8 protein-coding genes are annotated in these 13,507 nt (G+C 63.1%); 4 read left to right on the top strand and 4 right to left on the bottom strand.

All coding sequences use genetic code 11. The annotated features are described in order from the left end of the window. Window positions 1-272 precede the first annotated feature (272 nt). Together CLV45_RS11265 and CLV45_RS11260 are read right to left on the bottom strand one after the other, a co-directional pair. Window positions 273-572, bottom strand: a complete 300-nt coding sequence (locus tag CLV45_RS11265) for a KGG domain-containing protein (RefSeq protein ID WP_100336451.1) — start codon at window positions 570-572, stop codon at window positions 273-275. Window positions 573-728: 156 nt separating this feature from the next. Further along, window positions 729-1,853: a chemotaxis protein CheB gene (locus CLV45_RS11260; RefSeq protein WP_170061787.1), complete on the bottom strand. Its 1,125-nt coding sequence runs from the start codon at window positions 1,851-1,853 to the stop codon at window positions 729-731. Window positions 1,854-2,031: 178 nt separating this feature from the next. Here CLV45_RS11260 and CLV45_RS11255 point away from each other — a divergent pair, with 178 nt between their 5' ends. Next, a complete protein-coding gene (locus CLV45_RS11255) occupies window positions 2,032-5,076 on the top strand; it encodes a CheR family methyltransferase (RefSeq protein ID WP_100336449.1) in 3,045 nt (1,014 codons plus the stop codon). Window positions 5,077-5,145: 69 nt separating this feature from the next. After that, on the top strand, window positions 5,146-7,140 hold the full coding sequence (locus CLV45_RS11250) for a PAS domain S-box protein (protein ID WP_100336448.1): 1,995 nt from the start codon (window positions 5,146-5,148) through the stop codon (window positions 7,138-7,140). Between the two features lie 580 nt (window positions 7,141-7,720). Here the strand turns inward: CLV45_RS11250 and CLV45_RS11245 are convergent. Together CLV45_RS11245 and CLV45_RS11240 are read right to left on the bottom strand one after the other, a co-directional pair. Then, window positions 7,721-9,844, bottom strand: coding sequence for a hypothetical protein (locus CLV45_RS11245; protein WP_157807418.1), 2,124 nt, complete (start codon window positions 9,842-9,844; stop codon window positions 7,721-7,723). A 148-nt stretch (window positions 9,845-9,992) separates the two neighbouring features. Then, on the bottom strand, window positions 9,993-10,733 hold the full coding sequence (locus CLV45_RS11240; protein WP_100336446.1) for a TVP38/TMEM64 family protein: 741 nt from the start codon (window positions 10,731-10,733) through the stop codon (window positions 9,993-9,995). 192 nt (window positions 10,734-10,925) lie between these two features. On the opposite strand from CLV45_RS11240, the gene CLV45_RS11235 reads away from it, so the two are divergent. Both CLV45_RS11235 and CLV45_RS11230 read left to right on the top strand, forming a co-directional pair. Next, the gene (locus tag CLV45_RS11235; protein ID WP_100336445.1) at window positions 10,926-12,710 is read left to right on the top strand and encodes a glycoside hydrolase family 15 protein; all 1,785 of its coding nucleotides are present in this window, start codon (window positions 10,926-10,928) and stop codon (window positions 12,708-12,710) included. Window positions 12,711-12,797: 87 nt separating this feature from the next. Then, window positions 12,798-13,457 (top strand): beta/alpha barrel domain-containing protein, encoded by a 660-nt coding sequence (locus CLV45_RS11230; protein ID WP_100336444.1) that lies wholly within the window; start codon window positions 12,798-12,800, stop codon window positions 13,455-13,457. Window positions 13,458-13,507: the final 50 nt, after the last annotated feature.

Raw genomic sequence — 13,507 nt, 5'->3', positions numbered from 1 at the left:
ACAAGTGATGTGGTCAAAAGATAGAGCGGCAGGTTGCCGGGGGCGGCATAAACGGCCCCCGTGCTACCCTGAGAAGAAATTGGAGTATGGACAGGAATTATACAAAGTAAACGAGAAGAGCCCGTTTTTTGCTCAGAGGCTACTACGGAAAAGCTGCGCCGTAAACACTGATTTTCACCTGCGTAGAAGGCGCACTCCCGCCCGGGGCTATAAAAAAAGTCCCGGACCCAAGTCCGGGACTTTTCCTTTAGGAATAAGCCCGTAGGCTTTCGTTAACGGTTGCCGCCGCCGCTGGCCTTGCCACCTTTCTTGCCGGCTTCCCGGGCTTCTTCCGACGTAAACTCGTGGCCGCGGCCACTCTCGTGCGAGGCCTTCCCGCCTTCGGAGGCGATGCGGCGCTGCTCTTCGGGGTCCATGGCGGCAAAGCCGCGTTCAGAGCTGCCCTGCATGTTGCCGCCTTGGTTGCCGCCCATGTTGCTGCCCTGGTTGTTGCGGGCTTCGGCGCCTTTCTTACCCGCTTCCGAATGCTGCTCGGAGCTGCCGCCCCGCTGGTTTTTCTCGTTGTTAGCCATGGCTGAAAAAGTTAAGAGGTAGAGGAGTAAAAGAAAAAACTACCCTGCTCTTAACGCTACCTTACCCACGGCCGGCTGCTAGTGCCGAGCACTAAAATCAGCCTCCCGGCTTTAATTACCAACTTTTACGGAGACGGTGCCGCGACTACTTACGCATTAACTCTGAGGCGACAACGGGTTGCCGGAATCGGCGGCCGGGTCTGGGGCATCCGCTTCGGGGGTGGTGCCATTTTGCGAGGTTCCGTTCAGTAAAAACTCCCGCAGGCGGTTGATGTGCAGCTTGATTTCCTCGATGCGCTCCTCCTGCTGCACGCTGTAGGTGCCCTCGCCGCGGCTGGCCATGTTGGTGAGCAGGTTTTTGCGCTCCTCCATCATGCGCAGGGCCACCCACAGGCTTTCTTCCAGGCCGTGCTGGGTGCGCTGCAGCAGCCCGTCGGCCGTGAAGGCGTGGCCCGTGTGGCAGCGGTAGCGCAGCAGCTGGCCGTGCTTGAGCTCCCAGAGCGAGCCGCCGCAGTCGGGACAGGTCATGGGCACGGGCCGGCCCAGGCGCGTTACTTCGTCGGTTGTTCCCACCACTCTTTCCGCAATTGCGGCCTCCAGTTTAATGTCTTCCGGAATATTTTTCACGCTGGCCAGGGGCATGCGCGCCAGGCGGGTCAGCAAAAAGCCCATTTCGCTCAGGGGCACCACGTAGTCGACGGCCACGTTGCTGAGCGCACTCTCGGGCATGCTTGGAAACTCGGCTTCTTGCGGGTCCTGCACCACCGTGAGGCCGCCGCTGCGCTTGATGAACTCCAGGCCGGCCGTGCCATCGTGCAGCATGCCGGTGAGCACCACGCCGATGACGTTGGGACCGTAGTAGGCCGCCGCCGAGCGAAACAGGGCGTCGGCCGCCGGGCGGTAGTGGTTCTCGTGCGGGCCCTTGGTCACGAGTACGTAGCCGTCTTTTACCAGCAGGTGCCGGTCGGGCGGGGCCAGATACAGCGTGTTGGGCTCCACCAGCTCGCCGCCCTGGGGCAGTTTGCAGCGCAGGTCGGTGTGGCGGGCCAGGCGCTCCACCAGGTGCTGGCCCGAGGAATCGGGGGCAAAGTGCTGCACAACGAGCACGGCGGCGGGCAAATCGGCCGGGAGCTGGGCCACGAGCTGGCACAGCGCCGGCATGCCGCCGGCGGAAGCACCAATTACAATGACATGGGTAGGATGATCCACGAAGCGGGAATAGAAGGACGAAGCGGCGGAAAAACCGCGAAGAATCGGGGGCGTGTAAGCCAATGTACGCAACTTCTGGTTTTCCAGATATAGTGGAGCTTGGCCTTTTTTAGGGCCTGGGGCAGGAATTGGGAGCCTGCGGAAGACCTTTTTTGTGCGTACTTTTGAAGAACCGTCGTAAGCCCCTCGCGCGTTGAGGACCCCGTGCGGAAGCTTTTCTCCGCCGCCCCAGCTACGACCCCGCGCCCCGATGAAGATACCCCCCCAAGCACACCCCGACGAGGAAGAAGTAATTCTGCCCGTCGCCCCCGAAGACCTGCCCCTGGAGCCCCAACCATCCCTGCAGCAGCTGCGCGAGGTGCAGCGCCAGGACGAGCCCCAGGAAAAATTCACCATTGTGGGCCTGGGCGGCTCGGCGGGCTCGGTCGGAGCCCTGGAAAAGTTTTTCCGCAACATGCCTGCCAACAGTGGTATGGCCTTCGTGGTGGTGGTCCACCTCGCGCCCGACCAGCCCAGCAACATGCCCCAGGTGCTGCAGCCCGTGACGCTCATGCCGGTGCTGGAAGCCCACGACGGGCTAAAAGTGCGGCCCAACCACGTCTACGTCATTCCGCCCGACCGCGACATGAGCATTCTGCACGGCACGCTGCTGCTCTTTGCCGCCACCCAGCCCCGGGGCAAGCGCCTGCCCATCGACTTCTTCTTCCAGAGTCTGGCCAAGGACGCCCGGGAGCGGGCCGTGTGCATCATCTTCTCGGGCCTGGGCTCCGACGGCACCATCGGGCTGAAGATGGTCATGGAAAACTTCGGGATGGTGATGGTGCAGGCCCCCGAGACGGCCGACTACGACAGCATGCCCCGCTCGGCCATTGCCACCGAATTCGTGGATTACGTGCTGCCCGCCGAGCAGCTGCCGGCCAAGCTGCGCGAATACGTGAACAAGCCCCTGATGGAGCGGCCCCGGCGCGAAGTGGCCGAGTCGGCCTCCAAGCCGGCCCACGCCCTGCAGAAAATCTTCATCCTGATCCGGGCCCAGACCGGGCACGACTTCAGCTTCTACAAGCGCAATACCGTGTTCCGGCGCATCGAGCGGCGCATGAACTCCCATCAAATCAAGGAGTTTACGCACTACGTGCGCTTCTTGCAGGAAAACCCCCAGGAAGTGGAAGCCCTGTTTAAGGAGCTGCTGATCGGGGTTACCAAGTTTTTCCGCGACAAGGAAGCCTTCGATCTGCTCAAGGTGCGCCTCATGCCCATTCTGCGGGCCAAGCCCGCCGACAGCACCATTCGGGTGTGGGCCCCGGGCTGCTCCACGGGGGAGGAGGCCTATTCCCTGGCCATGACCCTGCTCGAAGCCCTGGACGGCATCGACCCGCAGCGGCACCTCAAAATCCAGATTTTTGCCACCGATATCAACTCCGACGGCATCGACTTTGCCCGGGCCGGCCTGTACCCGGCCAACATTGAGGCCGACGTGAGTCCGGCCCGGCTGGAGCGGTTTTTTCAGAAAATCGACGGCCACTACCAGATTCGGAAGGAAGTGCGGGACCTGGTCATCTTTGCCCTGCACAACCTCAACAAGGACGCGCCCTTCACCAAGCTCGACCTGGTGTGCTGCCGCAACCTGCTGATCTACCTCTCGGCCGAGCTGCAGAAAAACATCATTCCCATCTTCCACTACGCCCTCAACCCCAACGGTCTGCTGTTTCTGGGGCCGTCGGAAAACCTGACCGGCTTTCAGGAGCTGTTTCAGCCCCTGGACGTAAAGTGGAAGATTTCGCGCCGTTCCGAAACCTCGGCCTCCCTCACGCGCATCGTCAATTTCCCCTTTTCCCTGGCGCGTCAAACGGCCGCTAACTCCACTGCCAACAGTCCCATGCACCCCAATACTCCCCGTAAAGACGGACCTTTTGCCTCTCTGGTGCAGAAAGTGCTGCTGCGCACCTACACGCCGCCGGCCGTGGTGATTAATACCCGGGGAGAAATCCTGTACGTGAACGGGCGCACCGGCCGCTATCTGGAGCCCGCCCCGGGCCTGGGTACCATGAACCTGTTTGAAATGGCCCGCGAAGACCTCAACTACGAGCTCAGCAGCCTGGTGCACAAGGCCAACACCACCCACGAAGACGCCGTGGCCGACAACGTGCGCGTCAAAACCGACGGCGGCTACCAGCTGCTGCGCATCACGGTGAAGTATCTGGAGGAGCTCGATACGCTGGCCGGCCTGCTGCTGGTCGTGTTCGAAGACCAGCCCACGCCCCGCAAGGTGCGCCTGAGCAAGGCCAACCTCAGCGACGGGCTGAGCAAGGACTCGGTGGTGGCTTCCCTGGAAAAGGAGCTGCAGTATACCAAGCGCCGCCTCCAAACCACCATCGAGGAAATGGAAAGCAGCGTGGAGGAACTCAAGAGCACCAACGAGGAGCTGCAAAGCGCCAACGAGGAGCTGCAGAGCACCAACGAGGAAGCCATGACCAACAAGGAGGAAATGCAGAGCCTCAACGAGGAGCTCATGACCCTGAACATGCAGTATCTGAGCAAGACGGAGGAACTCTCGCTGGCCGCCAACGACATGAAAAACCTGCTCGACGCCACCGAAATTGCCACCATCTTCCTCGACAACGACATGGTCATCAAGCGCTTTACGCCCTCGGTGAACCGCATCATGAAGCTGCTGCCTTCCGACGCCGGCCGGCCCATTACCCACTTTGCCAGCAACCTGCGCCACGAAAACCTGGCCGCCGACATCAGGCAGGTGCTCGACCGGCTGGTCAGCATCGACTCTAACATCCAGACTACCACGGGCGAGTGGTACGCCATGCGCATTCTGCCCTACCGCACCCTCGACAACTACATCAGCGGCACGGTCATTACCTTCACCGATATTTCGGGCCTCAAGCACCTGGAAGCGCAGCTGCAGGAAACCTCGCGCTTTGCCAACAGCATCATCGAAACCGTGCGCGAGCCCCTGCTCGTGCTCGACCAGCAGCTGCATATTCTCACCGTCAGCCGCGCTTTTGCCCAGGTATTTGGGGTGGAGAGCGAAGCCGTGCAGCACTGGCCCCTGGCCCAGCTGCAGGCCGGCGCCTGGAACCAGCCCGAGCTGCGCCGCGCCCTGCAAACCCTGCTCGACCAGCAGCAGGAGGAGTTCAGCAACCTGCGCCTCTCGCTGCCGCTGCCCAATGCCGAGCCGCGGGAAGTGGTGGTCTACGGCCGCCGCATCATGAGCGACGGGCACGAAACCGGCCGCCTGCTGCTCGGCGTCGAGCTAATCGGCAATGCAGAATCAGTGAATTAGGGGGGCGTATCCTCATCTTCGTAAATAGCTCAGCTTCGCTATTGCAGCTGTTTTTCCTAGCTTGCCTGCATGGATACGCCCCACTCTCCGTCGGCTGCTACCCTGCACGCGGCCCTGCAAGAGCTGCGGGCCCGGGCTGAAAAGCGCAAGAGCCTGGTCACCCAGAGCCTGCACGAGAAGCTGCCCGACGACGTGCAGCGCCTCGTGCAGGACTTGCAGGTGCACCAGATTGAGCTCGAAATGCAGTACGAGGAGCTGCTGGTGGCCCAGGCCGAGCTCGAAGCCCTGCGCGCCCAGTACGTGGACCTCTACGACTTTGCGCCCATCGGCTATTTCAGCCTCGACCCGCTGGGCGTTATCACCCAGCTCAATCTGAAGGGCAGCCAGCAGCTGGGCACGGTGCGCCAGCGCCTGCTGGGGCGGCGCTTTGCCTGGTTTGTGGCCCCGGAGGACCGCCTGGCGTTCCAGCAGTTTCTGAACCGGATTCAGGCCAGTGAGGCGCGCCAGATACTGGAGCTGATGCTGCAGCGCGAGGACGGCACCGTGTTTTACGCTCTGCTCGAGGGCTTGGCCGTGGTGCGGGAGCCCGAGCAGCCGCCCACCCACTGCCGCGTGGTGGTCATCGATATTACCCGGCAGCAGGAAGCCAAAAAGGCCCTGGAAGCCAGTGAGGCCCGGTTTCGGCGGCTCTTTGAGCACAGCTCCGACGCGGTGGTGCTGCTGCAGGACAACTACTACCTGGACTGCAACGACGCGGCCCTGCACCTGCTCGCGGCCCTGTACCGCACTGAAGTAGTGGGGCACCACATGGCCGATTTCTTCCCCGAATGGCAGCCCGACGGCACGTCTTCCCTGGAGCTCATTGCCCGGGTGGTGCGGGAGGCCCTGGACCGGGGCTCGGCCAAGGCGGAGCTGCTCATGCGCCGCCTCACCGGGGAGGACGTGTGGGTGGAGGCCGTCATTACGCCCTTTGCCGTGGAGCACAAGGCGCCGCTGCTGCACGTGGCCTGGCGCGACGTGACGGCCGCCCGCGCGGCCCGGGTGGAGCTGCTGCGCCAGAAGGAATTCTCGGAAAGCCTGCTCGACAACAGCGTGGACGGCATTCTGGCCTTCGACCAGGAGCTGCGCATCACGGCCTGGAACCGGGTGCAGGAAGAGTTTTCGGGCCGCTCCGAGGCCCAGGTGCTGGGCCAGCACGTGCTGGAGCTGTTCCCCGAATACGCCGGCGGCGAGCAGGAGCAGGGCCTGCGCCAGGTGCTGCTGGGCCAGCGCATGATGCGCCAGGATATGCCGTTTCACTCCAGTCAGGGCCATTTCGAGTCGTACTTTGTGCCCCTGGCCTCGCCCGAGGGCGTCATCAGCGGGGCCCTGGTCCACATCCGCGACGTGACCGAGCGGGTGCGGCTGGCCGAGGAAGCCACGGCCCTGAAGCTGCGCCAGCAGCAGGAAGTGCTGGCCGCCATCCTTACCACCCAGGAAGAGGAGCGCAAGCGCATTGCCGAGGCCCTGCACAACGGCGTGGGCCAGCTGCTGTACGCGGCCAAGCTCAACCTGGAAAACCGCGCGGGCACCATCCAGAACCGCGAGGCCGCCCTGAGTTTGATTGACGAGGGCATCAAGGCCACGCGCACCATCTCGCACGAGCTGACGCCGGGCATTCTGGAAGACTTCGGCCTGAAAATAGCCCTCGAGGAGCTCACCAAGCGGATTCCCAAGCAGCAGCTGCACGTGCACCTGCACCTGCACGGCCTGGAGCAGGTTCGCCCCCGCCTCTACGACGTGGCCACCTACCGCATCGTGCAGGAGCTGCTCACCAACATCATCAAGCACGCCAAAGCCCACGAAGCCTACGTGTACGTGGTGCACGAAGACGGCCACCTGCACATTTCGGCCGAAGACGACGGTATCGGCTTCACGAGTACGGCCGGCACCGGCAAGCAGGCCAAGGGCATCGGCCTGGCCGGCATCCGCAACCGCCTCGACCTGCTCGGCGGCACGCTCACCGTCGATTCCCGCCCCGGCAAAGGCTCCATCATCACCATCGAAATCGAAGTGAAGAATTAAGGAGATGGTGCTTGCTGTAGGTTAATGTAAAAAATGCGGGGTGAAGGTGTCCTTGCGAGGCGTGAGCCGAAGCCATCCGGCCGCTGCGCAGGTAGTCTCGTCTTTTACCCACTATGCCCCAGGCTACTAGTTCCGAACCCCAACGCCGGGGTTCGGAAGCCCACCCGACCACTTCCAGAGGTCAACAAACCACTTCCGAACCCCAACGCCGGGGTTCGGAAGCCCACCCGACCACTTCGGAACCCCGGCGTTGGGGTTCGGAACATCAACGGACCACTTCCGAACCTCTCTGGTGAGCTTCGGAACCTCAACGGACCACTTCCGAAGCCCTCCGGTGAGGTTCGGAACTGGTCGGGAGGAGTTCAGAGGGCTTCCTTGCCTGAAAAAGCGTTGCCGTCGGAGCCGGGGAATGCGACGTGGAACTTCGCGTTACAAACAAAGCCCTTTCCCACGCATGTCGGAAAGGGCTTTCTGGTGAAAGAGCGGGTCGTACTGCGCAGCGGCCGGATGGCTTCGGCTCACGCCTCGCAAGGGCACCTTCCCCCCGCATTTTCTACATTAAGCAGTAGCCCATTAAAAATTACAGCCGCACGCCGATGCCGGGGCCGAGCAGGAAGAAGGGTTTGCCGGCCGAGAGCAGGTAGCCGCCGCCCAGGTAGAGGGGAAAGGTGAGCTTGGCGTCGCGGCGGGTGGGGTAGATGGAGCCCAGAATGACGACGCCCAGGTCCCGGTTGCCGCCGTTTTTGCTCAGGTCGAAGGCGTTGAGGGCCACGAAGCCGGCCCCGACCTTATACGGGCGCAGGCGGTTGATTTTTTCGGGGTGGTAGAAGCTCAGCTGGCCCAGCATGGCCAGGGAAATACCGCCGAAGGACGTGTAGCTCGACTCGCCTTTGTACTTGGTCAGCAGGCCGCCGGGGAAGCTCACGTCGATGTCGAACTTGATGCGGCGCTTGAGCACCAGCTCCAGCTTCTGGGTGAAGCCCGGCTCCTGGTACTGGCTCTGGTTGTGCCGGATGGTGATGATAATCGTGCTCCAGTCGTCCAGGTCGTAGGTTTTGCGGGAGCTGAGCAGGTTGTTGAGGCTGATGTTGCCCACCTGGCACTGCTTGTCCTGGTAGAAGGCGGCCCGCACCGAGTTGTCGCCGGGGCAGACCACCACATTCTCGATGGTGCGCATCTCAATCAGCTCGCCCTTGGCGTTCTGGGTCCGGATGTCGAAGGTCAGGTACTGCTTGCCGTAGAGCTGGGTTTCGGTGTCGATGCCGTTGGGGTTGAAGCTGAAGACCACGTCGGAAATGGTCCGGTCGTAGAGCACCGGCCCGTTGAGCCGATTGATAACCCGCGGACTTTCCCCGAAGTTGACGGCCACGAAATCGAGGGGGTGGGGCCGCTGAAACTCCTTCACCGCCAAGGCATAGCCCGTGGGCTGCCCAGCGTTGAAGATGGTAACCCGGCGCTTATCAATGGTTTGGGGTACCTGCACCCGGTACACCACCGCCGCATCCGAGCGGATGGAGGAGTCGGAAGGGATGATGGCCACGTCCTCGAAGTGGAAGCGGGCTTTCTGCAAGGATTCGCCCTCCAGGCGCACGTCCACCGTCTCGCCGGGGTTGACGTTGAGGCTCGGGCCCCAGTCGCCGCCGCGGTGGCGCACCTGCACGCTGCTGATGGCCGTTTTGGGCGAGATGTTGAAGTTGGTAATGTACTTGGCCTGGTCGTTTTCCTTGATGTAAAGGTAGCTCTCGGTCTGGCGGTGGGTGTTGTAGACGCGCAGCCAGCACAGCACCCGGTCGTTGGTCAGATACTGGCGGGTAAACAGCTCGGCCATCAGGGCCCCGCCGGCTTCTTCCTGGTCCTCGATGCGGTAAGTGCGCTTCAAATCGAAGGTGCGGCCGTTGTCGAGAATGATTTCCACGCCCTTGCGCCGGGCCAGCTCATCCATCGTTATTTCCTTCTTATCGACGCTCAGAAACCGCAGCCGCGAGGCCTTCACCGTGAATTCCTGGCGCAGCGGGGGCAGGCCGTAGCTTAGGCGGCGGTTGTTGTCGGTCAGGAAGGGCCGCTCGGTTTGGGGGCGCACCGTGAGCAGGCGGGTGCCCAGCGCATTGGGCACCACGCGCAGGCGCAGCTGCCCTTTCTCCTGCACGATGCGCCAGTCGATGTCCTGGCCCTTGGTCCACTCCGAGGACACGCGGATGTTTTTGGGGTTGTTGCTACTCAGGTCGAACACTTTTTCCTCGCCCACGAACAGCTCCGTGTCGTTGGGCTTGAACTCCAGGGTGGTGCGGGTGATGGGTAGCAGGTTTACCGTCTGAGTCAGGGCCGGGCGGCCGGCGCTGTCGTTGGCCTGGGTGAAGGTAAGCTGCAGAAAGCGGGCCGCGGGCAGGTCCTTAAACCGGATTTTGGTGCGGTAGAATTGGCCCGGCACGGCCGTCACCGAGTCGAGCAGCACGAAGTCGGCCGAGCGGCGCAGGCGCACGGGGGCCTTGCTTTGCCAGCTCAGGGGGTAAAGCTGCAACTCGGCCGTTTCGTCGTCCTGCCGGTAGTAGAAATACAGGTGGGGCTCGCCCTGCACGGCAATGGTGTTGCGACTCAGCGCGTAGCGCGTCGTGTCGGTGCGCAGGGTCAGCTCGCGCAGCAGCGGGGGGGAAGGGGGCGCCGTTTGGGCTTCAGCGGAGAGAGAAAGGCACAGGAGGGCGGCCAAGCCGGCAAGCCAGCTAAAACCCGGAAGGAAACGCACGGGGCACTGCATCAGAAGTCAGGGGAGCGGGGAAAGCGGCAACACGCCTTCCGGTGAAGCGCGCAAAGGTAGTAGCTCCCCCGTGCTAGTGCGGTGGTTTTCGTCTAGTTTCTTAGTTTTTCTCGGCCAACGCCGCCTCGGGCGGGGCGGATTTCGTCCGGCGCTTGTCCCACCACACGTAGCCGATGAAGAGCACCACGCTGACAATGGACACCCAGAGCAGCCCGGTTTTGAGCCGCTCACTGTTTTCGCCCAGCCAGGCCAGCAGGGCAATGAGCGGCAGCACGCCGGCCACGGTGGCCAGCAGAAAGCGCCCGTAGCCCAGGCGCGCCACCCCGGCCACGAAGCTCACCGCGTCGTCGGACAGGGCCGGGGAGAGGCGGGCAATAACCACGGCCCAGGTCCCGTAGCGCTGCACTTCCTCCACCATTTTCTTTTCGCTCTTCTCCCCAATGAGCCGGCCGATAAAGGCTTCTCCGGCCGAGCGGCCCAGCCAGTAGCCCACCGACGAGGCCACCACGCAGCCCACTAGGGCCAGCAAGGAGCCCCACCACGGCCCGTAGGCCAGAATAGCCACCAGAATCAGCAGCACCACGTTGACGACCACCAGAAACATCTGCACCACCATGGCCGCCACGATGACCACCGGGCCCCAGTAGCCAAACTGCCGGATCCAGGCCGATACCCGGGCCTGCTCCCCGCTTTTGAGCACGGCGAAGGCTTCCTGGGCGGTAGTTTGAAAGGCGGGCCAGAGGAAGTAGCAGGCAACTAAAGTCAGGAGCAGGCCGCCGGCCAGGTAAAGCGGCAGGCGGCTGGTTTTTTGGGACGGGGCGGAAGACGGGGACTTGACCAAGCGAAAGGGGGCAAAAGGTGGGCAAATAGCCCGGAAAAGGCCGTTGGTCCGGCCGGCCCGGGCGCCGGATTTGGTCTTTACGCAGACCTGCGGGGGCGGTTGGCGGCAACCCGACCGGCATCATTGGGGTACTAGGAAGCTCGAAACTCCGCCACAAGCGCCCCGCGTGGGCCTTCACCCGACTCCTTGGCCATGAGCAAACATACCTACGACATGGGCCTGGTGGGCAACTGCGCCTACCTCGCCCTGATACACAAAGACACCGCCGTGTCCTGGCTCTGCTGGCCCCGCTTCGACAGCAGCTTCGTCTTCGGCTCCCTGCTCGACACCCGCAAGGGCGGCGAGTTCAGCATCCGGCCCGCCGACGGGGCCGACTTCAGCACCCGGCAGTACTACCTGGAGAATACCAACGTACTCTGCACCGAAGTCGACAGCGCCGAGGGGCGCTACCGCGTCACCGACTTTGCCCCGCGCTTCGCCCAGTACGACCGGAACTATAAGCCGCTGATGTTTATCCGCAAGCTGGAGCCCCTGGAAGGCGTGCCCCGGGTGAAGGTGGTGTGCGAGCCGGTGGCCGAGTATGGGCAGCAGCAGCTCACCCGCCGCCGCAGCTCCAACCACATTGCCTTCCTGGGCATGGAGGAGGAAATGCGCCTGACCACCGACATTCCCCTGACCTACATCCTCGATGGGGAAGGTTTCGTGCTCACCGAAACCCGCTACCTGGTGCTCACCTACGGGGCCCCGCTGGAAGCTTCCCTGCACAGTACGGTCGAGGAATTTCTGCGCAAAACCGTGCAGTACTGGCGCCACTGGGTGAAAAGCACCAGCATCAGCAACTTCTACCAGACCCAGGTTATCCGCTCGGCCCTGGCCCTGAAGCTGCACCAGTACGAGGACACCGGCGCCATCATTGCCGCCACCACCACGAGCTTGCCCGAGGCGCCCGGCAGCACCCGCAACTGGGACTACCGCTTCTGCTGGATGCGCGACACCTACTACATCCTGACGGCCTTCAACAACATCGGCCACTTCGAGGAGATGGAGCGCTACTTCCACTACATCGCCAATATCTCGACCAAAGTGCGCGACAAGTACCAGCCGCTCTACAGCATCAGCGGGGCGGCTAAGCTGGTGGAGCAGGAGCTGGATTTGGAGGGCTACCTGGGCAATAAGCCCGTGCGCATCGGCAACGATGCCTACACCCACATTCAGAACGACGTGTACGGGCAGGTGCTGGTGGCTTTGCTGCCGCTCTACGTGGACCGCCGCTTCGTGGGCGCCGAGCGGGCCGACTCGGAAAAGATGATGTACGAGGCCCTGCGGCTCATTAAGGAAACCATGAACATGCCCGATGCCGGCCTCTGGGAGTTCCGCCACATTGCCCAGTACCACTGCTACACCTACCTCTTTCACTGGGCCGGGGCCCACGCCGCCCGTAAGGTGGCCCGCTTCCTGGGCAACACCGAAATCGAGGCGCTGGCCACGGAGCTGGCCCGCACCGCGGCCGAGAAAATCGAGGAGTGCTACGACGCCGAGCGGGGCGTATACACCAACGCCATTGGCTCGCCCCACCTCGATGCCAGCGGCCTGCAGCTGATTCTGATGGGCTATCTCGACCCCAACTCCGAGCGGGCCCGCACCCACCTGCGGGAGCTGGAAAAGGAGCTCAAGACGCCCGAGGGCCTGTTTTACCGCTACCGCCACCCCGACGACTTCGGCACGCCCGAAACCACCTTCCTCATCTGCTCCTTCTGGTACGTGGAGGCCCTGGCCTGCGTGGGCCGCCTCGACGATGCCGCCCGGGAGTTTGCAAAGCTGCTCGGCTACACCAACCACCTGGGCCTGCTTTCGGAAGACGTGGACGCCCGCACCGGCTCGCAGTGGGGCAACTTCCCTCAGGCCTACAGCCACGTGGGTCTGGTCAACGCCGCTTACCGGATTTCCAAAAAGCTCGACCGGCCCAATTTCGTGTAGGCCCCAGGCTCCGCGGCGGCCCGGCCCGGCATCCTGGTATTGGGTGCCGGCCTGATTGTCTGCTTTTATACTTCTTTTCTATTTGCTATGGCCCGTTTTACCGAGGCTGATGCCGTGGCCCAGGCCCTGCGCAGCCCCCTGATTCCGGTGTTTTATCACGCCGAAGAACCCTACGCCCGGCGCGTGCTTCAAGCCTGCTACGAAGGCGGGGTGCGCCTGTTTGAGTTTACCAACCGGGGCCCCAATGCCTTCGAGATTTTCACCGACTTGCAGCAGTTCGTGGAGGCCGAATATCCCGATTTGCTGCTGGGTGCGGGTACCATCTACACCGTGGAGGAGGCCGAGCGGTTTATCAGCGCCGGCGCCGACTACATCGTGCAGCCCGTCATCGGGGCCGAGGTGGCCGCCGTGTGTCACCGGCACGACTTGGCCTGGCTGCCCGGCGTCTCGACGCTCAACGAGGTGTATCAGGCCGCCCAGCTCGGGGCCACGTTTGCCAAGCTGTTTCCGGCCGCCATGCTGGGTCCCAAATACCTGAAAACCGTGCACGCGCCCCTGCCCAACGTGCGCTTTATGGCCACCGGCGGCATTCATCCCGATGCCGAAACCGTGGCCGCCTGGATGCAGGCCGGCGCCACTTGCGTCGGCGTCGACTCGCGCCTGTTGAAAACCGACGACCCGGCGGCCCTCACGGCCCAGGTGCGGGAGCTGCTGGCCGCCATGCAGCCCCCGGCGGCGGCGGAATAAGTGTGGCGGAAAAGTGGTATTCTGGCCCCGTTATCAACCCTAGAAACCAA

It is taken from the genome of Hymenobacter chitinivorans DSM 11115, assembly GCF_002797555.1.
GTDB classification, from domain to species: domain Bacteria; phylum Bacteroidota; class Bacteroidia; order Cytophagales; family Hymenobacteraceae; genus Hymenobacter; species Hymenobacter chitinivorans.
Note: the sequence above shows the minus strand (reverse complement) of the source record. Positions and strands in the feature narration are given on the sequence as shown.

What these genes read in the sequence shown, in the direction of transcription:
- CLV45_RS11235 (WP_100336445.1), top strand. Translation starts at nt 10,926, where the DNA reads ATGAGCAAACATACCTACGACATGGGCCTGGTGGGCAACTGCGCCTAC.
- CLV45_RS11265 (WP_100336451.1), bottom strand. Translation starts at nt 572, where the DNA reads ATGGCTAACAACGAGAAAAACCAGCGGGGCGGCAGCTCCGAGCAGCAT.
- CLV45_RS11255 (WP_100336449.1), top strand. Translation starts at nt 2,032, where the DNA reads ATGAAGATACCCCCCCAAGCACACCCCGACGAGGAAGAAGTAATTCTG.
- CLV45_RS11230 (WP_100336444.1), top strand. Translation starts at nt 12,798, where the DNA reads ATGGCCCGTTTTACCGAGGCTGATGCCGTGGCCCAGGCCCTGCGCAGC.
- CLV45_RS11250 (WP_100336448.1), top strand. Translation starts at nt 5,146, where the DNA reads ATGGATACGCCCCACTCTCCGTCGGCTGCTACCCTGCACGCGGCCCTG.